23 protein-coding genes and 1 riboswitch are annotated in these 22,406 nt (G+C 74.2%); of the genes, 15 read left to right on the top strand and 8 right to left on the bottom strand.

The annotated features are described in order from the left end of the window. Positions 1-123: 123 nt before the first annotated feature. From AC07A4_RS29895 to AC07A4_RS29875, 5 genes are all read right to left on the bottom strand, one after another. On the bottom strand, positions 124-1,128 hold the full coding sequence (locus AC07A4_RS29895; protein WP_478604450.1) for an NAD-dependent epimerase/dehydratase family protein: 1,005 nt from the start codon (positions 1,126-1,128) through the stop codon (positions 124-126). A gap of 146 nt (positions 1,129-1,274) precedes the next feature. Beyond that, the gene (locus AC07A4_RS29890; protein ID WP_478604447.1) at positions 1,275-1,904 is read right to left on the bottom strand and encodes a winged helix-turn-helix domain-containing protein; all 630 of its coding nucleotides are present in this window, start codon (positions 1,902-1,904) and stop codon (positions 1,275-1,277) included. A 375-nt stretch (positions 1,905-2,279) separates the two neighbouring features. After that, positions 2,280-3,317, bottom strand: coding sequence for a glutamine synthetase (glnII, locus tag AC07A4_RS29885; protein ID WP_478604444.1), 1,038 nt, complete (start codon positions 3,315-3,317; stop codon positions 2,280-2,282). 182 nt (positions 3,318-3,499) lie between these two features. Beyond that, the gene (locus AC07A4_RS29880; RefSeq protein ID WP_478604441.1) at positions 3,500-3,973 is read right to left on the bottom strand and encodes a hypothetical protein; all 474 of its coding nucleotides are present in this window, start codon (positions 3,971-3,973) and stop codon (positions 3,500-3,502) included. A 164-nt stretch (positions 3,974-4,137) separates the two neighbouring features. Beyond that, positions 4,138-4,734 carry a TetR/AcrR family transcriptional regulator gene (locus AC07A4_RS29875; RefSeq protein WP_478604438.1) on the bottom strand — a complete coding sequence of 199 codons (597 nt, stop codon included), beginning with the start codon at positions 4,732-4,734 and terminating at the stop codon, positions 4,138-4,140. A gap of 186 nt (positions 4,735-4,920) precedes the next feature. Here AC07A4_RS29875 and AC07A4_RS29870 point away from each other — a divergent pair, with 186 nt between their 5' ends. Further along, entirely contained in the window at positions 4,921-5,565 is a 645-nt protein-coding gene (locus AC07A4_RS29870) for a flavodoxin family protein (RefSeq protein WP_478605027.1), read from the top strand. 49 nt (positions 5,566-5,614) lie between these two features. Then, positions 5,615-6,727, top strand: a complete 1,113-nt coding sequence (locus AC07A4_RS29865; protein ID WP_478604435.1) for an NAD(P)H-dependent flavin oxidoreductase — start codon at positions 5,615-5,617, stop codon at positions 6,725-6,727. A gap of 50 nt (positions 6,728-6,777) precedes the next feature. On the opposite strand, the gene AC07A4_RS29860 is transcribed toward AC07A4_RS29865, so the two are convergent. Further along, positions 6,778-7,149: an arsenate reductase family protein gene (locus AC07A4_RS29860; RefSeq protein ID WP_478604432.1), complete on the bottom strand. Its 372-nt coding sequence runs from the start codon at positions 7,147-7,149 to the stop codon at positions 6,778-6,780. Positions 7,150-7,314: 165 nt separating this feature from the next. Here AC07A4_RS29860 and AC07A4_RS29855 point away from each other — a divergent pair, with 165 nt between their 5' ends. The 11 genes from AC07A4_RS29855 (at position 7,315) to AC07A4_RS29805 (ending at position 17,294) form a co-directional block, all read left to right on the top strand. Then, positions 7,315-7,629, top strand: a complete 315-nt coding sequence (locus AC07A4_RS29855; protein ID WP_478604429.1) for a hypothetical protein — start codon at positions 7,315-7,317, stop codon at positions 7,627-7,629. 327 nt (positions 7,630-7,956) lie between these two features. After that, positions 7,957-9,291, top strand: a complete 1,335-nt coding sequence (locus AC07A4_RS29850; RefSeq protein ID WP_478604426.1) for a DUF2252 domain-containing protein — start codon at positions 7,957-7,959, stop codon at positions 9,289-9,291. A 135-nt stretch (positions 9,292-9,426) separates the two neighbouring features. Next, a complete protein-coding gene (locus AC07A4_RS29845; protein WP_478604423.1) occupies positions 9,427-10,404 on the top strand; it encodes an asparaginase in 978 nt (325 codons plus the stop codon). 107 nt (positions 10,405-10,511) lie between these two features. Beyond that, the gene (locus AC07A4_RS29840; RefSeq protein ID WP_478604420.1) at positions 10,512-11,390 is read left to right on the top strand and encodes an AraC family transcriptional regulator; all 879 of its coding nucleotides are present in this window, start codon (positions 10,512-10,514) and stop codon (positions 11,388-11,390) included. Between the two features lie 5 nt (positions 11,391-11,395). Continuing rightward, complete coding sequence (locus AC07A4_RS29835) at positions 11,396-11,842, top strand: VOC family protein (RefSeq protein WP_478604417.1); 447 nt, start codon at positions 11,396-11,398, stop codon at positions 11,840-11,842. Positions 11,843-11,865: 23 nt separating this feature from the next. Further along, positions 11,866-12,050, top strand: a riboswitch (cobalamin riboswitch). Positions 12,051-12,110: 60 nt separating this feature from the next. Further along, positions 12,111-13,169 carry an ABC transporter substrate-binding protein gene (locus AC07A4_RS29830; RefSeq protein ID WP_478604414.1) on the top strand — a complete coding sequence of 353 codons (1,059 nt, stop codon included), beginning with the start codon at positions 12,111-12,113 and terminating at the stop codon, positions 13,167-13,169. Beyond that, entirely contained in the window at positions 13,166-14,218 is a 1,053-nt protein-coding gene (locus AC07A4_RS29825; protein WP_478604411.1) for a FecCD family ABC transporter permease, read from the top strand. The genes AC07A4_RS29830 and AC07A4_RS29825 overlap by 4 nt, the downstream gene beginning before the upstream one ends. Beyond that, positions 14,215-15,036: an ABC transporter ATP-binding protein gene (locus tag AC07A4_RS29820; RefSeq protein WP_478604408.1), complete on the top strand. Its 822-nt coding sequence runs from the start codon at positions 14,215-14,217 to the stop codon at positions 15,034-15,036. The genes AC07A4_RS29825 and AC07A4_RS29820 overlap by 4 nt, the downstream gene beginning before the upstream one ends. Positions 15,037-15,045: 9 nt before the next feature. Beyond that, on the top strand, positions 15,046-15,480 hold the full coding sequence (locus AC07A4_RS29815; protein ID WP_478604405.1) for an MmcQ/YjbR family DNA-binding protein: 435 nt from the start codon (positions 15,046-15,048) through the stop codon (positions 15,478-15,480). A 45-nt stretch (positions 15,481-15,525) separates the two neighbouring features. Then, on the top strand, positions 15,526-15,954 hold the full coding sequence (locus AC07A4_RS29810; protein ID WP_478604403.1) for an Rrf2 family transcriptional regulator: 429 nt from the start codon (positions 15,526-15,528) through the stop codon (positions 15,952-15,954). Positions 15,955-16,094: 140 nt separating this feature from the next. Beyond that, positions 16,095-17,294 (top strand): MFS transporter, encoded by a 1,200-nt coding sequence (locus tag AC07A4_RS29805; protein WP_478604400.1) that lies wholly within the window; start codon positions 16,095-16,097, stop codon positions 17,292-17,294. 10 nt (positions 17,295-17,304) lie between these two features. Here the strand turns inward: AC07A4_RS29805 and AC07A4_RS29800 are convergent, their stop codons facing one another. Beyond that, positions 17,305-18,516 carry a cation:proton antiporter gene (locus tag AC07A4_RS29800; protein WP_478604397.1) on the bottom strand — a complete coding sequence of 404 codons (1,212 nt, stop codon included), beginning with the start codon at positions 18,514-18,516 and terminating at the stop codon, positions 17,305-17,307. 113 nt (positions 18,517-18,629) lie between these two features. Beyond that, positions 18,630-20,051, bottom strand: coding sequence for an alpha/beta hydrolase-fold protein (locus AC07A4_RS29795; protein WP_478604394.1), 1,422 nt, complete (start codon positions 20,049-20,051; stop codon positions 18,630-18,632). A 320-nt stretch (positions 20,052-20,371) separates the two neighbouring features. Here AC07A4_RS29795 and AC07A4_RS29790 point away from each other — a divergent pair, with 320 nt between their 5' ends. Both AC07A4_RS29790 and AC07A4_RS29785 read left to right on the top strand, forming a co-directional pair. Continuing rightward, positions 20,372-21,301, top strand: a complete 930-nt coding sequence (locus tag AC07A4_RS29790; RefSeq protein WP_478604391.1) for a D-alanyl-D-alanine carboxypeptidase family protein — start codon at positions 20,372-20,374, stop codon at positions 21,299-21,301. After that, positions 21,298-22,374 carry an endonuclease/exonuclease/phosphatase family protein gene (locus AC07A4_RS29785; protein WP_478604388.1) on the top strand — a complete coding sequence of 359 codons (1,077 nt, stop codon included), beginning with the start codon at positions 21,298-21,300 and terminating at the stop codon, positions 22,372-22,374. The genes AC07A4_RS29790 and AC07A4_RS29785 overlap by 4 nt, the downstream gene beginning before the upstream one ends. Positions 22,375-22,406 lie beyond the last annotated feature (32 nt).

The raw sequence follows: 22,406 nt of genomic DNA, 5'->3' as shown, positions 1-22,406 counted from the left end.
CCGACTTCGACACGGCGTCCACAGCGCACACCGCTGCGGGCGCCGTGTCGGTTCTCCGCGCCGCGGGCAGTCGGTCCGCCAGCCCGGCGGGCGCGGGCGCGGTGCCGGAGCCCCCGGCAGTCGTCACGCAGGCGCAGAGCCCATCGCCCCGGCCTCCTTCTCCGGGGCGAGGCCCACCTCAGGGCGGTCCGGGCGGTGGGGGGCGACGCCGCCGAGGCTCTGGAGCCAGTCCCACGTGTCGGCGACCGTCTCGGTGACCTCCCGGCACCGCAGCCCCGCCGCCACCGCCTTGTCCGCGCTGGTGTCGTGCATCGTGTCGGCGAGCTCCCCGGGCGGCAGCCACACCGGCAGCTCCGTCCACGGCGCGATGCCCGCCTCGATGACGGCCTCCGGCGCCGTCCACCGCAGTTCGGCGTCCCCGGCGCCCGCCACCGCCGCGCAGGCCTCAAGGAGATCGCCCATGGTCGCGTGCCCCTGGGGGCAGATCAGGTTGTACGGGCCGTGCCGCCCGGCGGCCACCGCGTCGAGGGTCCACTCCGCGAGGTCGCGCACGTCGATGAACTGGATGCGCGCGCCGCGCGGCCCCGGCGCGAGCACCGGACCGCCCCGGGCGAGCCGGTTCAGCCACCACGGCAGCCGCCCGATGTTCTCGTACGGGCCGAGGATGAGCCCGGCCCGGACGAGCAGGGTGCGGGCGGCGCCGAAGGCGGCCTCGGCGGCGAGTTCGCCGCCCCGCTTGTCCTCCGCGTACGCCGTGGCGTCGGCGTCGGGGTCCCCGTCCACGACGGGGTACGACTCGTCGGAGCCCGCCTTGCCGGGGTAGCGGTACACCGAGCCGCTGGACACGTACACATACCGTCCGGCGCGCTCCGCGAGCAGCCGGGCCGCGTCCCGCACGGCGCTCGGCGCCCCGGACCAGGTGTCGACCACGGCGTCCCAGGTGTCGCCGCCGGAGGCGAGCGCCGCGAGGCCGTCGGCGGTGGTCCGGTCCCCGTGGACGGCACGCGCCCCCTCCGGCGGCGCGTGCCTGCCGCGGTGGAAGACCGTCACGTCCCAGCCGCGCGCGAGCGCCGCCTCCGTGACCGCGCGCCCCACGAATTCCGTACCGCCAAGCAACAGAAGTCTCATGGGCTGACTCTGCCGGGCCGGGGGGCCGTCCGGGAACCGGATTCCGCCCGCGGAAGAATCGTTCAGCCGCAGGAGGAATCCGGACAGGCAGGAACCCGGACAGACAGGAACAGGGGCAGAGACAGGAACAGGGGCGGGGGAGGGGCTCAGCCCGCCGTCGGGGGCGCGTACTTGTAGCCGACGCGCCGCACCGTCTGGATCGCCGCCCGGTGCTCGGCCCCCAGCTTGCGCCGCAGCCGGGCGATGTGGACGTCGACGGTCCGGCCGTCGCCCACGTGGCCGTAGCCCCAGACCGTCGTCACCAGCTGGTCGCGCGTGTGCACCCGGTGCGGGTGCGCGACGAGGTGCGCGAGCAGCTCGAACTCCAGGTACGTGAGGTCGAGCTGGTGCCCGTCGACGTGCGCGGAGCGCCGCGCGGCGTCGATCCGCACCGGGCCCTCGCCGCCCTGGGGCGCGGGCTCGGGCTCGGCCGCGAGCGGCCCGGCGGCGAGGTGCTCCTGCCCGGCGGGCACGAGCACCAGATAGCCGATCATCGGCGGCTGCCCGGGGAGCGCGGGCAGGGTGTGCTGCGGCGCGGGCAGCAGCGTGGCGCCCGGCGGCAGATAGGCGGAGATGTCGGCGAGGTCGGTGAGATCGGAGATCCGCGCCACCTCGCCGGGGGCGACGGCGCGCAGCCGCCCCCGCGCCGAGGGCACGGCGGGGCGGGGCGCGGTGGCCCTGGCCACGGAGACGGCGGTGGTGGCGTTGGCGGCGGTGAAGGTACGGGAGTTCGCCATGAGTCAGCTCTTTCGCGCTAAGGAGTCGTCGAGGACGTACGTCGTGCGCGTCAGGCCGGAGGCCGGGGAACGGCTTTAGAGGGCCCGCGCGTTCAGCGCGCGGCAACACACCCGGTCGAAGTCGTGGTGCTGCCGGGAAGGCCAGAAAGGCTCAAGGTCGTGATGACCCGTCGCGGTGTTCTGGAAGCTGCCCATGGCCCCATTGAAGCAGATGGGAGCGGGTCCGGCGGACCCCTCTCGAACGTTGATACGCCGTCTTGGCATATGGATGGCGTGAAGTGGTGCCCCTGACAAGGGGCGTTGAGCAGCGGAAAAGGGGCGCCCACCGCATCGGTGGGCGCCCCTCGGGACATCCGGCACAACGTGCGAAGCGGGTCAGACCTGGCCGGCCTTCTCCAGGGCGGCGCAGCAGGTGTCGACGAGCAGCCGCGTCACCACGTACGGGTCGACGTTGGCGTTCGGGCGGCGGTCCTCGATGTAGCCCTTGCCGTCCTGCTCGACCTGCCAGGGGATGCGGACCGAGGCGCCGCGGTCGGAGACGCCGTAGCTGTACTCGTTCCAGGGGGCGGTCTCGTGCAGGCCGGTGAGGCGGTCGTCGATGCCCGCGCCGTAGTTCTTGACGTGGTCCATCGGCTTGGAGCCCTCGCCGAGCGACTCGCACGCGGTGATGATCGCGTCGTACCCCTCGCGCATCGCCTTCGTCGAGAAGTTGGTGTGCGCGCCCGCGCCGTTCCAGTCGCCCTTGACCGGCTTGGGGTCGAGGGTGGCGGAGACCTTGAAGTCCTCGGCCGTGCGGTAGAGCAGCCAGCGGGCCACCCACAGCTGGTCGGAGACCTCGAGCGGGGCGAGCGGGCCGACCTGGAACTCCCACTGGCCTGGCATGACCTCGGCGTTGATGCCGGAGATGCCGAGGCCCGCCTTGAGGCAGTTGTCCAGGTGCGCCTCGACGACGTCACGGCCGAAGATTTCGTCCGCGCCGACGCCGCAGTAGTAGCCGCCCTGCGCGGCGGGGAAGCCGCCGGCCGGGAAGCCGAGCGGGCGGTCGCCCTCGAAGAACGTGTACTCCTGCTCGATGCCGAAGATCGGCTCCTGCGCCGCGAAGCGCGCCGCGACCTCGGTGAGCGCGGCCCGCGTGTTGGAGGAGTGCGGCGTCATGTCCGTGTTCAGGACCTCGCACAGGACCAGGATGTCGGCGCCGCCGCGGATCGGGTCCGGGCAGGAGAAGACCGGCTTGAGCACGCGGTCGGAGGCGTGACCCTTGGCCTGGTTCGTGGACGAGCCGTCGAAGCCCCAGACGGGCAGCTCGGCGACCGTCGGCGCCGGGCCCTGGCCCGTCAGTATCTTCGTCTTCGAACGCAGCTTGGCGGTCGGCTCGGTGCCGTCGATCCAGATGTACTCAGCCTTGAAGGTCACGGGCCTCATCCTTAAAACCTAGGTACGGCGCAGCGGTGCGGGTGCTGTGGGCCGCGGTGATGCCCCGCAGCCTGTCAACGCGCGATTTCCCGTCCGTTGCCCGTTTGTGAACCCCGTGTTACCAGGGGCGTGAGTGGCGCACCTCACGTCGGGGGGCGGCTGGGGCCGGGGCGCTCGCGGCGCTACTTGATCACCGCGTTGGCGGCCGCGATCAGCAGCCCGATCGCCGCGTCCGCGACCCCGATGAGCACGGCCGAGCGCCTGCGGTAGCCCGCGCGCAGCGCGGCGAACGTCCCCCAGCCGAACAGCAGCGCCGCGTTCAGCGTGAGCCCGGTGTAGGTGACGCTCTCCTCGGGCCAGCCCATGATCCCGGCGAGGACGAGGAGCGCGACGGTCGGCCAGACGGCGATGACCACCGGCCACTCGTCGGCGAGCGCCCAGCCGAGCTGGCGCCAGCGGTGGGTGCCGCTGCCTGGCTTGTGCGTGGCCATGTGGTGGGCGTAGCCGTGGGCGAGCGCCGCCGTGCCCGCGGTGATCATGACCCAGGAGGCGTCGTAGAACGGGGTGAACCGCTCGCCCTCGGACTGCAGGGCGGCGAGCAGGGCGCTCGCGAGGACCGTGCCGTAGACGCCCCCGGCCAGCCAGCTGCTGCGCACGGGGCGCTCCCTTCGCTCGTCCCGCGCCGCGGTCCGGCCCGGGGGAGCGCCCCACCCTACGTACCGATACGCAGGGATTCGTAAAGGTTTGCCCGCTCTTGTGGATCGGTCGCGCGTCACCCGCTGGCCGCTCGACGCTCGGCCCTCGGCCCTCGGCCCTCGCGTCAGTGGCTCAGCAGCAGCCGCGAGGTCTGCGCCCCGAGGCCGTCGAGGAGGGAGGGGTCGTTCGTCAGCTTGGCGAACATGACCATGCCCTCCAGCTGGGCGAGTACCGCGCGGGCGGTGGCGCGGGTCGCGGCCGGGGCGGGGAGCGTGCCCTGTGCGGCGGCGTCCGTCAGCGCGGCGTGCACCAGGTCGATCTGCTCGTCGAAGATCTCCGCGAGGCGGGCCTGGGCGACCGCGTCCTGCGTGCTCAGTTCGAGCGCCAGATTGCCGAAGAGGCAGCCGTGGACCGCGCCCCCTTCGGCCTTCGCCGCGCGCTGGGCGGCGGCCTGGTCGAGGAAGAGCCGCTCCAGGCGGTCCTGTGCCGATCCCTCGCCCGTCAGAGCGGCCACCCAGCCGGGGCGCTGGGCGGCCCAGTGCGCGTTGATCGCCTCGACGGTCAGGGCCTGCTTGGACTCGAAGAAGTGGTAGAAGCTGCCCTTCCGCACGTCCGCGCGGGCGCAGATCTCGGCGACGCCGATCGCGCCGTAGCCACGGCTCAGCATCAGGCCGCAGGCCGCGTCGAGGAGTCGCTCCCGTGCCGTGCTCGTTCGTCCCATGCCGGTGAGTATACGGGCGGTCAACTATTCGGGGTGGTGATTAGTTGACCGGTCGTCTACTGTCCTTTCGGGGCGCGGGAACCTCCCGCCCCTCCCGATCGCGAGGACTTCCCCATGCCTGAAACGCGAGAGGCGCGAGAGGCGCGAGAGGCGCGAGAGGCGCGAGAGGCGCGAGAGATGCAGGAGATGCAGGAGATGCGAGTAACACCGGAGCTGCGAGAGGCGCCGGAGAGCGTCACGGTCGCCGTCGCCTTCCACAGCGGGTACGGCCACACCGCCCGCCAGGCCCGCGCGGTCGCCGCCGGGGCCGGGGCGGTGCCCGGAGCGCGCGCCGAGCTGTGCGACGTGTCCGCCGTGGACGACCGGCTGTGGGACACGCTGGCCACGGCCGACGCGATCGTCTTCGGCACGCCCACCTACATGGGCAGCCAGTCCGCCGTCTTCCAGGCCTTCGCCGAGGCCAGCGCCCCGGTCTGGGCGCGGCAGGGCTGGGCGGGGAAGCTCGCCGCCGGGTTCACCAACTCCGCCGGAGTCAACGGCGACAAGCTGAACGTCCTGGTCTCCCTCGCGCTCTTCGCCGCGCAGCACGGCATGAACTGGGTCTCGCTCGGCCTGCTGCCCGGCGGCGACTACTCCACGGCCGGAACCCCCGAGGACCTCAACCGCCTCGGCGGCTTCCTCGGTGCCCTGGCCCAGTCGCCGTCCGACCTCGGCCCTGACGCCGCCCCGTCCGGGGCGGACCTGCGGACCGCTGAGCACCTCGGGCGCCGGGTCGCCGAGGCCGCACGCGCGCAGGTGTCGGGCCGCACGGCGCTCGCCCTCGCGCGATGACCGCCTCCGGCACCCCGGCAGCTCTCCGTACCCCGAAGGGAAGAACGTCATGACCCGCAGCGAGCGTTCCTGGACCCGAGGCCGGCTCGTCGACCTCCTTGGCATCGAAGTCCCCCTGGTGCAGGGGCCCTTCGGCGGCGGGCTCTCGTCCGTGGCCCTCGCCGCCGCCGTCTCCGAAGGCGGCGGGCTCGGCTCGTACGGAGGGCACATCCTCACCCCGGCCGGGATCGGCGAACTGGTCGCCGACCTGCGCCAGGCCACCGCCCGGCCCTTCGCCGTCAACCTGTGGGTCCCGCACCCCGACGAAGCCGCCGCGCCGCCCGACCACGACCGGATGGCCCGGTACGCCGCACTGCTGCGCCCCTGGTTCGAGGAGCTGGGACTGCCCGCCGACCGGCTTGAGGAACCGGACCCCGCGCCCGCCTTCGCTGACCAGGTCGACGCGCTGCTCGCGGCGGCGCCACCGGTGATCAGCTTCGTGATGGGCATCCCGGAGGCCCGGGTCCTGGGCGAGGCGCGGCGCCGGGGCATCCGGACCATCGGCACCGCGACCACCGTCGAGGAGGCCCTCGCGATCGAGGAGGCGGGCATGGACGCCGTCGTCGCCTCCGGCAGCGACGCGGGCGGCCACCGCGGCTCGTTCCTGCGCCCGGTGAACGAGTCCCTCGTCGGGACCTTCTCCCTCGTCCCGCAGGTCGCGCGGGCCGTGTCGATCCCCGTCGTGGCCGCGGGCGGCATCGCGGACGGCCGGGGCGTCGCCGCCGCGCTGACCCTCGGGGCGGACGGGGCGCAGATCGGCACCGGCTTCCTGGCCACCGAGGAGTCCGGCGCGAGCGCCGTCCACCGGGCCGCGCTGAGCGGCCCCGAAGCCCGTACGACCGTGCTGACCCGGGCCTTCTCGGGACGGTACGCGCGGGCCATCCCCAACCGCTTCACGCGTGCGGCACGGGCGTACGAGGACGAACTCGCGCCCTATCCGCTCCAGTACACCCTCACCCGCCCGCTGCGCACGGCGGCCGCCGAACGCGGCAGCGCCGACTACGCCAACCTCTGGTCCGGGCAGGCGGCGGCGCTCACCCGGCGGCGCGGCGCCCGCGACTACCTCGACCACCTCGTCGCCGAGACCGGCGCGGCGCTGGGCCGTGCGGTGCCCGCCGGTTGAGGCCCCGGGCGCGCTGAGGGCGGCCCCCGCGCGCCCGGGCCGCGCGGGGGTCAGCGGCGGCCGAGCGCGTCCCGCACCGCCTCCTCCGTGCGGGCCACCACCGCGGTGCCGTCGTCCGCGGTGATCAGGGGCCGCTGGATGAGCTTGGGATGCGCGGCGAGCGCCTCGATCCAGGCCTCGCGCCCGGAGGCGTCCCGGGGCCAGCGCACGCGGTCCTTCAGGTCGAGCTCCTTGGCGGCGGCCTCCTGGGTGCGCGTGATGTCCCAGGGTTCGAGGCCGAGCCTGCCGAGCACGTCACGGATCTCGTCGGCGCTCGGCACGTCCTCCAGATAGCGGCGCACCGTGTAGTCGGCGCCCTCCGCGTCGAGCAGCGCCAGGGCGCCGCGGCACTTCGAACAGGCGGGATTGATCCAGATCTCCATGCCGCAACGCTACCCGTGAACCATCCGTCCCGTGCCCCTCAAACCCCCTCTGGCCAGCGGAGATTGCCGCTCGCTCCCGATGCTGTTGTCAGTGCCGCCCCGTAGAATGGAAGCAATGTTCGACGGAGCCCGCGAGGGTTTCCGCACCGCGACAGGAGGATGTCTGTGCCCGCTGCCGCCACCCGTTCCAGGAAGTCCACCACACCCCGCGCCGCCCGCACCCAGTGCCCGAACCAGCTGCCGTACGCGCCGCTGGAGAAGCACCCCCTGCCCCCCGGCCGCCCGCGTGAGTGGTACGTCTCGCACAACCGCCGCCTCAAGGCCATGCGCCTGGCCATCGCCCTCCTCGACGCGGGCGTGTTCGTGCCGAACCAGGCCAACAACGTCCGGATACGGACCATGGCCGAGACGGTCGGCATCCACCCGCCGTCCGACACCACGTGCCACATGGTGCGGGCCCTGATGCGCTACTCCCGCTGACGGTCCTCAAACGCCGGACGGGCTTTTTTCTCCCACCCGCCCGCCCTTACACCTGCGGCCGCTCCCGCACTCCCCGACCTAGCGGCTCGCGGCTGGGTGGGCACTTCAAGCCTGTCCGGCGCCTGCGGACAATCGCGTGAGCGCGGGGATTCAGCCCGCCCGGCGTTCGAGGGCGGGGCGCGGAGCGCCGATGCTGTTGAGTTGAGCGGGGGCCGGGGGCGGCAACCCCCGGCTCACCCGTTCGGCGTACTACACATGCGCGCCCGCGCGCACCCGCATTGGCTGCTCCTGAGGCCAGGCCGAGACCCGAGAGGGGAGTGACCGCCCATGACCACGCCGGCCGAGCGTGCGGAGCGCGGCAAGGCGGCCCGCAAGCGGGCCTCCCGGTCCTCGCACGGGGCCTGGATACCCGCGGCCGACCGGCCCGACCCGGTGGCCGTCCTGGAGCGGCAGGCGGCCGACCGCGTACAGGACCTGCTGCCGATCCGCTACGGCAGGATGGCCGCGTCCCCGTTCGCTTTCCTGCGCGGCGCGGCCGCCGTCATGGCGGGCGACCTCGCCGCCCAGTGGCACACCGGCCTGACCGTGCAGCTCTGCGGCGACGCCCACCTGCTGAACTTCGGCGTGTTCGCCTCGCCCGAGCGCCGCCTGCTTTTCGACCTCAACGACTTCGACGAGACCTACCCCGGCCCCTTCGAGTGGGACGTCAAACGGCTCGCCGCCAGCGTCGCCGTCGCCGCCCACGAGAACGGCCACGGCGAGGACCGGGCCCACGCGGCGGCCCAGGCGGCCGCCGCCGCGTACCGCACGGCCATCCGCCGCCTCGCCCGCAGGGGCGAGCTCGACGTCTGGTACGAGCGCGTCGACACCGGCGACCTGCTGCCCCTCATCAAGTCCGCGCGCCACCGCCGCCGCGCCGAGGCCCGCCTCGACCACGCCCGCCGCCGCACCAGCCTCCAGGCCCTCGCCAAGCTCACCGAACTCGCCGACGGGCGGCGCCGCATCATCCAGGACCCGCCCCTCCTTGAGCCGACCGGCGCCCCGGACATGGCGGCCCTGCGCAAGATCTTCGGCGACTACCGCTCGACGCTCACCGAGGAGCGCCGCCTGCTGCTCGACCGCTACCGCTTCGTCGACGCGGCCCGCAAGGTCGTCGGTGTGGGCAGCGTCGGCACCCGCTGCTTCATCGTGCTCCTCACCGGCCGCGACGCCGGGGACCCGCTCTTCCTCCAGATCAAGGAGGCGGTGCGCTCGGTCCTGGAGGAGCACCTGCCCACCGGGCCCTATCTGCACCCCGGCCACCGCGTCGTCGCGGGCCAGCGCCTCCTCCAGGCCGCGAGCGACATCTTCCTCGGCTGGATGACGGGGCCGCAGGGGCGCGCGTACTACTGGCGCCAACTGCGGGACATGAAGGGCTCCATGGACATCACGGACATGGACTCCGCCGAACTCCTCGCCTACGCCCGCCTCTGCGGCACCGCCCTCGCCCGCGCCCACGCCCGCTCCGGCGACCGCGTGGCCATCGCCGCCTACCTGGGCTCGGCCGACACCTTCGACCGGGCCGTGGCCACCTTCGCGCTGCGCTACGCCGCCCAGAACGAGGCGGACCACAAGGCGCTGACGCACGCGATCTCGGCGGGAGTCCTCGCGGCGGCGGAATAGGACCGGGAAGGGGGGCGCAAGCCCCGGGTTTCGGGAAGGGGCGGGCGTGGGGAGCCTCCGGCAGGACCCCACCCGCACCCAGGTTCACACCCGCACCCGCCCCCACACCCGCCCCCGCACCCGAATCGAGCCCCCATGCCCCAAGGCACGGTCAGCGTCTTCACCCTCGGCGGCACCATCTCCGCCCAGGCGGGCGGCGGCCCCACCCGCCTCACCGGAGCCCAGACCTTCGCCGACACCCCCGTACCGGACGGCGTCAAGGTGGAACTCCACGACGTCCGCCGGCTCCCGGGCTCCTCCCTGACCCTGGCCGACCTGGCAGAGCTCGCCGCGCGCGTGGACGAGGCCACGGCGGCGGGCCACGGCGTCGTGGTCGTCCAGGGCACCGACACCCTGGAGGAGACGGCGTTCCTGCTCGACGTGGCGTGCGCGCGCCGTACCCCCGTCGTCGTCACGGGCGCGATGCGCCGCCCCGACCTGCCGGGCGCCGACGGCCCCGCGAACCTCGCCGCGGCCCTCGCGGTCGCCGCCGACCCCCGCTGCCAGGGCCTCGGCGTCCTCGTGGTCCTCGCCGACGAGATCCACGCCGCCCGCCACGCCCGCAAGGCACACACCACCTCCCTCACGACGTTCGCCTCGCCGGGCGCGGGCCCCCTCGGCCGGGTCGTGGAGGGCGTCCCGCGCGTCCTGCTCCGGCCCCAGGAACCCACCGTGGAGCGCCCGTTGCGGCTGCGCGCGCCCGCCCGCGTCGCCCTGGTCACCCTCAGCATCGGGGACGGCGGGGAACTCCTCGACGCGGTGGACGACCGCTTCGACGGCCTGGTCGTGGCCGCCTTCGGCGCGGGGCACGTGCCGACGTGGCTCGTCGAACCGCTCGCCGGGCTCGCCGGGCGCATGCCCGTCGTCCTGGCGTCCCGCACCGGCGCGGGCCCGCTGCTCAGCGAGACCTACCGCGGCCCCGGCTCCGAGGCCGACCTGCTGTCCCGCGGCCTGATCCCCGCGGGGGAACTCGACGCGCCCAAGGCCCGCCTCCTGCTGTACGCGCTGCTCGCCGACGGCGCGGACCAGGCGGCCACGCGAGCGGCCTTCCACCGCCTGCGCGGCGGCGCCTGACCGGTCAGGCGAGCTGGTCCGGCGTCACCGTCAGCCGCCGCTTGGCCGCGATGGCCTCGCCGAGCTTCGCCGCGCCCCGGGGCGGGCCGCCCGGCCACAATGGGCTCATGGACGCCGACACCGCGGCCCGCGAGTTCGTCCGGGCCGCGCCCCCGCCGGAGCAGCGCGGCCTGGTCGTGTCCGCCGTGGGCTACCGCAGCCGCGGCCAGCGCCCCGCCCTGCACCGCGGCCTGCCGTCGCCGTACCTGACGCTGATCTTCTCCCTGGACGGACCGGTCGTCACCGGCGCCACCCCCGGCCAGGCCAGGGGCCCGGACGCCGTCCGCACCGACATCGTCGTCGGCGGCCTGCACCAGAGCCCGGCGTACGTGGTCCAGCCCGAGCACGAGGCGGGCATCCAGCTCGCCGTGCACCCGCTCGCGGCCCGCGCGCTCCTCGGCCTGCCCGCGGCCGAGCTCGCCGGGCAGCTCGTCACCGACGGCACGGACGTCCTCGGGCGGGTCGCCGCCGACGTACGGGAGCGGCTGTGCGAGGCGGAAGGGTGGGACGAGCGGTTCGCCCGCCTGAACGCCTACCTGGCGCGCCGCACGGCCGACGCCGGGCGCGTGGGCGCGGTCCGGCCGGAGATCGCCGAGGCCTGGGCGTGGCTGGCCCGCCACCGGGGCGCGGGCACGCTGCGGGGCCTGGCCGCGCACGTGTCCCTCAGCGAGCGGCGCCTCTCCGCCCTGTTCCGCGCTGAAACCGGCGTCACGCCCAAGCAGGCCGCCCGCCTGATGCGCTTCCAGCACGCGAAGGCGCGGGTCGTGCGCGCGGTCGTCGCGGGCGCGCCCCTGGACCTCGCCCGGGTCGCCGCCGACTGCGGCTACTACGACCACTCCCACCTGGTGCGCGACTTCCACCAGTACACGGGCGCGAGCCCGAGCGCCTGGCTGGCCGAGGAGTGCCGGAATATCCAAGCCGGGGGGCACCTCAACGGCGCAGACTGAGAGTCATGAACAGCAACGAAAGCACCCATAACGGAACGAGCGACCAGCCGCTGCGCGCCCCCGACGTCTGGCCCACCTTCCAGGCCGACGACGCCCCCGCCCTGATCGACTTCCTCGTCGGCACGGTCGGGTTCCTGCGCACCGCCGTCTACGAGGACGGCGGCCGCGTCGCCCACGCCCAGCTCGACTGGCCCGAGGGCGGCGGCGTCATGCTCGGCTCCTACGACCCCGAGGCCGCCGAGTGGTGCCTGCGGCCGGGCACGTTCGGCGCGTACGTCGTCACGGACCGCGTCGACGACCTCTACCGGCGCCTGAAGGACGCGGGCGTGAAGGTGATCCGCGAGATCGAGGACCAGCCTTACGGCAGCCGGGAGTTCGCTGTCGCCGACCCCGAGGGCAATAAGTGGTCCTTCGGCACCTACCGCGGCGAACCCCGCCCCGACCAGGGGTGACGTCCGCCCCGTCCGGGGCGGGGTGATAGCTTGCGGACGCCAGTCACGCCCGCACCCGGGCCAGGGAATCCGGTGGGAATCCGGAACTGACGCGCAGCGGTGAGGGGGACGGGCGGGGCCAGCGGCCACTGGGCGTTCCTGCGCCCGGGAAGGCGGCCCCGTCCGGACGATCCCGAGTCCGAAGACCTGCTGGCGCCGCCGTCCGCGCCCCGGGCGGCGGGGTTCGCAGACCAGGCTCCGCGCATGAGCCCTGAATCCGGGAAGACGTGTGCCCTCACCCACCGCTCGCCGCCGTACCGTCCCGCCGCGCGTACGCCGCGCCGCCCTGCTCGCCGCGACCCTCGCCCTCGTCACCGCCTGCGGCGGCCCGGCCGGGGACCGGGACGAGGGGGCCAAGGCCGACGGCTACCCCGTGACGCTCACCGCCTGCGGCGAGAAGGTCACCGTCAAGGCCCCGCCCCGGCGGGCCGTCTCCCTGGACCAGGGCTCCTCCGAGATCCTCCTCTCCCTCGGCCTCGCCGACCGCATGGCGGGCACCGGCACCTGGACCGACCCCGTCCGCCCCGACCTGAGGAAGGCGAACGCGAAGGTCGAGCGCCTCGCCGACCGCTACCCGTCCCTGGAGAAGGTCCTCTCCAAGGAACCGGACTTCGTCAGCGCCTCGTTCCTGTACACCGTCGGCAAGGGCGGCGTCGCCGACCGCGCCAAGTTCACCGGACTCGGCGTCCCCGTCTACGTCTCGCCCACCGACTGCGCGGGCAAGGACAACTCCGGCGGCGGCGACGGCAAGCGCGTCAAGACCCTCACCATGGACACCGTCTACGGCGAGATCCGCGACCTGGCCCGGATCTTCGACGTCGAGAAGCGCGGCGAGCGCCTCGTCGCGGACCTCAAGGCCCGCACCGCGAAGGCCTCCCGCACGGTCACCTCCTCCAAGGCGTCCGTCGCCTACTGGTTCTCCGACTCCAAGGCCCCCTACATCGCGGGCTGCTGCGGCGCGCCCGGCGTCATCACACGCGCCCTCGGCGTCACCAACGCCTTCGCCGACACCCGCGCCGAATGGCCCCAGATCAACTGGGAGACCGTCGCCGACCGCGACCCCGACGTCCTCGTCATCGGCGACCTCACGCGCAAGGCGCAGTCCGCCGAGAGCGCCCGCGAGAAGATCAAGTTCCTGGAGTCCCACCCGGTCACCAAGAACCTCACCGCCGTGAAGAAGAAGCGGTACGTCCTGCTCAGCGGCCAGGCCCTGAACCCGACGATCCGCACCGTCGACGGCGTCGAGCAAGTCGCTGCGGGCTTGCGGAAGTTCGGCCTGGCGCGGTGAGCACCGCCGTGCGCGCGGGCGCGCGGGGAGCGTGGCGCGCGGGCCTGCTGTGGACGGCCGGACTCGCGGCGCTGCTCCTGTCCGTGGCCGTCGCCGTCACCATCGGCCCGGCCGACATCTCCGTCCCCGACGTGTGGTCGGCGGTGGCCGCGCACCTCGGCTGGGGCGAGCCACGGCTCACCCCGCTGCGCGACGGCATCGTCTGGAACCTGCGCATGCCGCGCACGCTCCTCGCGGGCGTGTGCGGCGCGGGCCTCGCCGTGTGCGGGGCGGTCCTCCAGTCGCTCCTGCGCAACCCTCTCGCCGACCCCTTCGTCCTCGGGGTGTCGTCCGGGGCGTCCACGGGCGCCGTCGCGGTGGCCGTCCTCGGCGTCGGCGGGGGCGTCCTGACGCTGTCCACCGGCGCGTTCGTCGGCGCCCTCGGCGCCTTCGCGTTCGTCCTGCTGCTCAGCGGGGCCCTCGGCGCCACGACGGACCGCGTGGTCCTGTGCGGCGTCGCGGCGATGCAGCTCTTCTCCGCCGTCACCTCCTTCATCGTCCTGACCTCGGCCGACGCCGAGACCATGCGCGGCATCCTGTTCTGGCTGCTCGGCTCGCTCAGCGGGGCGGGCTGGACGGACGTGACGGTGTGCGCCGCCATCCTGGCCGCGGTGCTCGCGATCTGCCTCGCCCACGCCCGTACGCTCGACGCGTTCGCCTTCGGCGAGGACGCGGCGGCCTCCCTCGGCGTCCAGGTGACCCGGGTCCGCCTCGTCCTGCTGTCCGCGACGGCCCTCCTTACGGCGGCCCTGGTCAGCGCCGCCGGAGCGATCGGCTTCGTCGGCCTGACCCTGCCGCACGCGGCCCGCGCCCTCGTCGGCGCGGCCCACGCCCGCCTCCTTCCGGTGACGGCGCTGACCGGCGCGGTCTTCCTGATCTGGGTGGACACCCTGGCCCGCACCCTGCTCGACCCGCAGGAGGTACCGGTGGGCGTGGTCACCTCGCTGATCGGGGTCCCGGCGTTCGTGGCGGTGCTGTTCCGGACGAGCCGGACGAGGAGGACGACGTGAGCGCGGGGCGGGGCGGGGGCGCCGGTCTGCGCGCCGAGAGGGTCAGCCGGGCCGCCGGGGGCCGTCTGATCGTGGACGGCGTCACCCTCGCCCCGCGCCCGGGCACCGTCGTCGGCCTCCTCGGCCCCAACGGCTCCGGCAAGTCCACCCTGCTGCGCCTGCTCGCGGGCGTCCTCGCCCCCACCTCCGGCGTCGTCACCCTCGACGACACGGCGCTGCGCGACCTCGGCCGCCGCGAGGTGGCCCGCCGCCTCGCCGTGGTGGAGCAACAGGCCGACACCCAGGCCGACCTGACGGTACGGGACGTCGTGCGCCTCGGCCGCGTCCCGCACCGCCGCGCCTGGTCGACCGGGACGGCCGCGGACGAGCGGGCGGTGTCCGACGCGCTGGCCCGCACGGACCTGACCGGCCGCGCCGACCAGGCCTGGCACACCCTCTCCGGCGGCGAGCGCCAGCGCGCCCACATCGCCCGCGCCCTGGCCCAGTCGCCCCGCGAACTCCTCCTGGACGAGCCCACCAACCACCTCGACATCCACCACCAGCTCGACCTGCTTACCCTGGTGTCGACCCTGCCTGTCACCACGGTGATCGCCCTGCACGACCTCAACCTGGCGGCGATGTTCTGCGCGGAGGTCCTCGTCCTGAAGGAGGGCAGGGCGCACGCGTACGGCACTCCGGCCGAGGTCGTCACCGAACCCCTCATCAAGGAGGTCTACGGGGTCCGCGCCCGCGTCACCCCCGCCACCGGCACCGAGGACCACCTGACGGTCACGTTCCTGCGTCCGCGGCCCTCCGGCGATGTCAGTGGCCGCTCCTAGACTTCCCGGATGACCGCGCACCCTCACGACGAGGTCCCCCTCGACACGCTCACGCGCCTCCGTGCGATCTGCGGCCGCCTGCCCGACGCGTACGAGGAGCAGGCCTGGACCGGCATCCGCTGGCGGGTCCGGGGCCGCACCTTCGCGCACGTCTACGTCACCGACCCGGCCCGCTCCACCGCCACCCACGCCCACGCCGCCGAGCCCACCACGACCCTCACGTTCCGGGCCGGGGGCGAGGAGTTCGAGGCCCTGACCCACGCGGGCCCGCCCTTCTTCCGCATGGGCTGGGGCGCGAACGTGGTCGGCATGCACCTGGACGGGGCCACCACGGACTGGACGGAGGTCGCCGAACTCCTCGTGGAGAGCTATCGGGGCCTGGCCCCCGGGAAGCTCACGGCGTTGCTCGACGAACAGGGCTGGACAGCCACGCCATTGTCGTAACAGAATCAGTTGCGACAAGCCGGCCGGGCGAGGAGGGGAGCACCTGTGAGCGCCAACAGCCGCATGACCGTGGCCACGCACGCGCTGACGTGGATGGCTCTGGTCTGCCCGAAGCGGCCCGACGGCATCGTGACGTCCGACCAGATCGCCGACAGCGTCAACACCAACCCCGTCGTCATCCGCCGGGCGCTCGGCAGCCTGCGCGACGCGGGCCTGGTGGTGTCGCAGCGCGGGCAGGGCGCGGGCTGGCGGCTTGCCCGCGAGCCCGAGTCGATCACGCTCAGGGACGTCTACCTCGCGGTCGAGCCCGATCCGCTCCTGGCGCTTCACCCCTCGCCCCCCAACCAGAAGTGCCCGGTGGGGCGCGGCATTCCGCCGGTGCTGCGCGGCGCGTACGACCGCGCGGAGGAGGCGATGAAGGCCGAGCTCGCGGGCGTCACCGTCGCCGACGTCCTCAAGGAGACGGTCGTCTGACCCTGCCGAGCGGGCCGGTCCGAGCGGACCGGCCTCTTTTGAACGCTATGACGTAACAACTTCTGTTACGTCACCCTGATCGTCGCGGTGAGCCCGTCGCGCCCGCCGCCCGCCCCGCATCCACAGGAGGCCCGTCCCCCGTGTACCGCTCACTCGTCGTCCTCGCTGCCGCGATGTTCGCCATCGGCACCGACAGCTTCGTGATCGCCGGCATCCTGCCGGACGCGGCCGACTCGCTCGGCGTCTCCGTAGGCACCGCGGGCTGGCTGCTCACCGCCTACGCCTTCACGTACGCCGTCCTCGGCCCCGTCATGGCCGCGCTCACCGCGCGCAGGTCCCGGCGGCCGCTGTTCCTCGCCGGGTTCGCCGTCTTCACCGCGGGCAACCTCCTGACCGCCTTCGTCCCCGACTTCGGCGTGGCCCTGGCCGGACGGGCGCTCGCCGGGTTCGGCGGGGCGATGGTCACCCCGGCCGCCGTCGCGGCGGCCGCGGCCCTCGCCCCGCCCGAGCGGCGCGGCCGCGCCATCGCCACCGTGATGACGGGCCTCAGCGCGGCCACGGCGCTCGGCTCGCCCCTCGGTACGGCGATCGGCAGCGCCACCGGCGACTGGCGCCTCACCATGGTGTTCGTGTCGGCCCTCGGGGTGCTCGCCGCGGTGGCCGTCGCCTTGCTGCTGCCCACGATCCCCACGCCCCCGGCGGTCCCGCTGCGCACGCGCCTGGCCCCGCTGGCGGACCGCCGCATCGGCCTCACCCTGCTCACCACGCTGCTCGTCTACACCGGTCTCTACACGGTCTACTCCTTCATCGGCGAGAGCCTCGACCGCGCCACGGACGGCAGCGGCACCACGCTGGCCGTGCTGCTGTTCGTCTGGGGCCTCGCGGCCACGGCGGGCACGCTCGGCTCGGGCGGCCTGACCGACCGCTTCGGCGGCCGCCGCGTCATCAACACCGCGATCGTGGTGGCCGCGGCCGACTTCGCCCTGCTTCCGTGGACCAGCGCCCAGCTGCCGTCCACGGTGGTGGCGCTGCTCGTCTGGGGCGTGTGCGGGTGGGGCCTCCTGGCACCGCAGACCCACCGCCTGATCACCGCCCTGCCCACCGCGGCCCCCCTCCTCACGGGCCTCGCCTCGGCGATGGTCTACGTGGGCGTCTCGGCGGCGCCGCTGGTCGGCCAGGCGGGCATGGCCTGGGCGGGCCCGCACTGGCTTGGTCCCGTCGGCGCGGCCTTCATGGCGCTGGGCCTCGTCGCGGCGGAGACGGCTCACGCCACCATCCGCCGTGGGCGGCGGGGCGTCGCCACGGAGCCCCGGGCGAGGGCGGCGTCCAGGGCGCGGTGAGCCAGCGGGGTCACCACGTCTCGGCCGCCCCGGCCGTGGGGGATGAGGGAGTGGCCCGGCGCCCGGCGAGGGCCTTGAGCGCGAGCAGCGGGAAGGCGAGCACGGAGAGCATGGCCGCGCCGACCAGGGCGGCGGCCTCGCCGGGGGCCAGGACGCCGTCGTCGGTGCCGATGGTGGTGATGGCGGCGACGAGCGGCAGGCAGGTGGCGGAGTACAGGGTGAGCGCGGCGCGTTCGCGCCGGGGCAGGTCGCGCGGCGCGAGCAGCCACGTGGGTCCCCCGCGCACCAGCAGGAAAAGGAGCAGGAAGACCGGCAGGAGGGCGAGCGGGCGGCCGCCGTCGAGCAGGGCCGAGAGGTCGAAGCCGATGCCGGTGACGACGAAGAAGACCGGGACCAGGAAGCCGAAGCCCATGGCCTCGATCCGGCCGAGCACCTCCGCCCCGGCCTCGGGGGCCGCGCCGCGCAGGACGAGCCGGGTGAGCAGCCCGGCCGCGAACGCGCCGAGGAGCGTGTCGAGGCCGAACGCGGCGGCAAGGCCGAGCATCGAGGCGAGCAGCAGCATTACGTACCGCACGGCGAACTGACCGCTGGAGTGCAGGGTCCTGGCGACGACGGGCGCGAACCACGGCGGGCGCGGGCGCAGCGCCCAGAAGACCGCGACCGCCGTGACGGCGGCGAAGGCGACGAGCAGCACGGTGGCGACGCCCGGGGACCGGCCGCTGAGCAGCAGCGAGATGGCGATGACAGGACCGAACTCGCCCACCGCCCCGAACGCCATCACCACGGTGCCGAACCGGCCGCGCAGCAGGTCCGCGTCGCGCAGCAGCGGCAGCACGGCGCCGAGCGCGGTGCTGGTCAGGGCGGTGCCGATGACGAAGCTCTTGGTGGCCTGCGCGCCGGTCAGGGCGAAGGCGATGCCGAGCGCCACCGCGAGGGAGACGCCCCAGGCCCCGACCGCGCGCCGCAGCGTGTCACCGCGGACGGCGGCGAACTCGATCTCGTACCCGGCCAGGAAGATCAGCATCGAGAGCCCCAGGCCGGACAGCGTCTCGATGGCGGCGTCGGGCCGGGCCCAGCCGAGCACGTCCGGACCGATCAGGATGCCGAGGACGATCTCGAAGAGGGCCACGGGGACGGTGAGCCGACGCCCGACCGCGTACGCGAGGAGCGGGGCGAGCACCGCCATGGCCATGATCAGAATCAGCGTGCCGGGATGCGACATGGGTACTGACTAGCACAAATCCGGGCAATTGCATCGAGCTGGCTGGACGTTGACTGGACGTTGGTTGGGTGCTGGCTGGGTGCTCGCTGCATCAGGAAGGCCAAGGAGGTGTCTCAGCGGGAGGGCCGGGGAAAGCGGGCGGGGGTGAACCGGGTGAAGGCGGGCGGCACGGTCTTCTTCTCGAACGTCGCGAGGTCGAGGACCTGCTGGAGCTCCGGCTGGTAACGGCCGACGGTCCTGTTCAGCACCCCCGGGTCCGTACGGGGCCAGCGACCGGTGTCGGCCTTGGCCAGCAGGGCCTCCAGCGCGGTGATCTCGTCGGCCGCGCTGAACGCGCAGTGCGAGCCGCGGTTCACGTACAGCTGGCGGAGGTTGCCGGGGTCGCCGTTGCGGCGGACCTGGTCGGCGTACCACCCGGCCTGGTCGGAGACCGCGCCGCCGTCCTGGGTGTTGTGGAGCGTGAGGACGGGCCGCGGCGCCGTCCCGCGCGCGATCGTGTACCGCTTCATGTAGTCGACGGCCCTCGGGTCCGCCGTGATCCGGGTGCCGGAGTTCAGCTTCGCCAGGTCGGCGGCCAGGTCGGCGGCGGCAGGGCCCGCGGCGCGGTACGCCTTGCGGACCAGGTCCTTGTGCGCCGAACCGGCGAGCTGCCGCCGGTAGTCGACGCCCGCGTTGGCGGACGGGTTGCCGCCCGCCCTGCGCTCCAGGTCGACCCGGCCGAGCGGGCCGGTGCCCGCGACGTACGCGTTGCGCAGCCACTGTGCCTGCGCCCGCACGCGGTCCGCGGTCTTCGTCGGCCGCGCCTCGTGCGCCGAGTTCCACCCGGGAACGTTGCCGAGGGCGCCGACGAGGGCGAGGCGCGCCCGGCCGCGCTCGGTCCCCAGGGCGCGGTCGACCGCCGCCACCAGCACCTCGACGCTCCGCTCGGGGTCGCGCGGCCGCACCAGGTCGATGTCCTGGTCGGCCGCGGGCACCAGGAGCGTCTTGAGGGCGTAGGTCATGTCCAGGGTGGTGCTCCAGGTTCCGTTGCCGTCGTACTCCGCGCACATCGAGAGCACCCCGTCGAACCGGTCCGGATGCCGCTCGCCCAGCAGGGTGGCGACGGTTCCGCCCATCGACTGGCCGGTGCTGATGGTGCGCGCGGGCCGTCCGACGTTGTCGGCGAACCAGTCCCGCAGGGCGACCTGATCGGTCAGCGCGTCCGCGACGGCGTACCCGTGCGTGCCCTTGTAGTCGGACGCCGCCAGGGCGAAGCCCTTGCCAAGGAGGGCCTCCTCGGCCTCTTCGCTGTTGGTCAGCGCGATCTTCTCCGGCGCCCAGCCCGCGGGGTAGTAGCCGTGGCTGTAAAGCAGCAGGGTCCCGTTCCAGTTCTCCGGGACCTCCGCGCGGTACTTCGCCCCGTCGATCTCCCCGGTGTACGAGCGGCGCTCACCCGCGCCGTCCGCGGCCTCGGCGGCCACCGTGGTCCCGGTCCCGACGGCCGAGCCCGCCACCAGCGCGGCGGTCACGACGACGCGCCCCCCTCGTCTCCTCATCAGAAGCACCCTTCCCGTAGTCCAACGTGTGGTGTCGTACGCAAGGGCAGACCCTCGCCCACCGGCGAACTCATCGGCCCCCAGGGCACTTTCCGCGGCACTCGCTCCGTCGCGCCCGCCGCGTCCGCCGCAGGCGGCGACACGTCGCCGGGCGGCTGATACCTGGATGACACACATTCGCGGGCCACCGGATGCACGACCCTGACCGCCTTGATGCGGTCTCCGCCAAACCTTGGTGACGTGCGGGGATCACCGCACGTGCCGGTCGTGGAGGGGTGCTTGCGGTGAGGGGTCGTCGGGTGCGGGGTGGCGTCGGGGCTGTGTGCGGAGGCACCGCGCTGCTGGCCGTCATCGGGGTCGGAGGCTGGTTCGGGTTCGCCCGGGACGAGGGCGGCGGGGCCCCGGGGGAGGCCGCCGCCGTCGCCGGGCGGCTCGACCTGCCGTGGCCCGGGGAGGGGCAGACGAGCATCGCGGTGGAGGGCCTCGGCAGCCTCGGCCGCGAGGGCGGGCGCGAGCCGGTGCCGATCGCGAGCGTCGCCAAGGTCATGACCGCGTACGTGATCCTCAAGGAGCACCCGCTCACGGGCCGCGAGCAAGGCCCGCGGATCACCGTCGACGCGGCCGCCGCCGAGGAGTCCCACTCGCTCGACGAGTCGACGGCCCCGCTCCGCGAAGGACGGCGGCCCACCCAGCGCCAGCTCCTGGAACTGCTGCTGCTGCCCTCCGGCAACAACGTCGCCAGGCTGCTCGCCCGCTGGGACGCCGGGAGCGAGAAGGCGTTCGTCGCGAAGATGAACCGCGCCGCCGCGCGGCTCGGCATGGACCGTACGACGTACACCGGCGCCAGCGGATTCGAGGCCAGCACCAGGAGCACCGCCGACGACCAGCTCAAGCTCGCCCGGCAGGCGATGAAGGAGCCCGTGCTGCGGGCCGTGGTGGCGCTGCGCAGCACGACGGTGCCCGGCGTACCCGGCACCGTCACCAACACCAACCGGCTCCTCGACGAGCCCGGGGTGATCGGGCTCAAGACCGGGTCGAGCACTCCCGCGGGCGGCAACCTCATGTGGGCCGCGGAGGTGACGTCCGGCGCGCGACGGCACCTCGTCCTCGGCGTCGTCCTCGGACAGCGCGCCCGCACCACTCCCACGGAGGGCCTGAACGCCGCCCTGGACAAGAGCGGTGCGCTGATCGAGGCCGTGCGGACGGGCCTGCCCGCCGCGCTGCGTGACGGAGAGCCGGTGCGGACATGACTCTGCTGCCCGAACGCGCGGACAGCCAGGCGGAGGTGCCCGAACGCGCCGACAGCCAGGTAGAGGCGCCCGAACGCGCCGACAGCCAGGTAGAGGTGCCCGAACGCGCCGACAGCCAGGCCGATTTGACCGAAGGCGCTGGCGTCCCGGCCGGGAGCGGGAGGCGCCCCGGGTGGATCGTCGCCGCGCTCGCCGTGCTCGTCGCGCTGCTCCTGCTCGGCCACTCGCTCGTGCCCAACGCCCTCGGCAACTCCGGCAGCCTCCTTGAGACCTTCCTGCCCTGGCTCGGGGTGAGCGTCCCCGTCCTGCTGGCGGCGGCGCTGCTGCGACGGTCCGTCGTCGCCTGCGCCGCCGTCGCGCTCACGGCCGTCGTCTGGTGCTCGCTGTTCGCGGGCACGCTCCTGGACAAGAGCTCCCCGGGCGGGGACCTGTCCGTCGTCAGCCACAACGTCCACGACGGCAACCCCGACCCGGCCCGCACCGCCCGCGACCTCGCCGCCTCGGGCGCCGACGTCATCGCCCTGCAGGAGCTGACCGCGCGCGCCACTCCGGCGTACGAACGGACGCTGGCCGACACCTACCCGTACCACGCGGTACGGGAGTCCGTCGGCCTGTGGAGCAAGCGTCCGCTCCGGGACGTGGAGCCCCTCGCCATCATGCCGTGGACCCGCGCCCTGCGGGCCACCGTCGACACCCCCAAGGGGCCGCTCGCCGTGTACGTCGCCCACCTCGCGTCCATCCGCGTGCACCCCAGCAGCGGATTCGCCACCGAGAAGCGCAACGAGGCGGCCGCGCGGCTCGCCGGTTTCGTACGGAAGGAGAGGCTGTCCCGGGCCGTCGTCCTCGGTGACCTCAACGGCACCACGGACGACCGCGCCCTGCGCCCGCTGACCTCGCGGCTGCGGTCGGCGCAGGAGGAGGCGGGGCAGGGCTTCGGCTTCAGCTGGCCCGCCTCGTTCCCGGTGGTCCGGCTCGACCAGATCCTCTCGCGCGGCGTCACACCGGTCTCCGCCTGGACCCTGCCGCGCACCGGCAGCGACCATCTGCCCGTCGCGGCCGCCTTCCGGCTGTGACGGTGGCGTACGAGAAGAAGATCTAGGCTGAC

It is taken from the genome of Streptomyces sp. NPDC043996 (assembly GCF_056435225.1).
The sequence above is the reverse complement of the archived record's forward strand: the minus strand, read 5'-3'. Positions and strand labels throughout refer to the sequence as shown.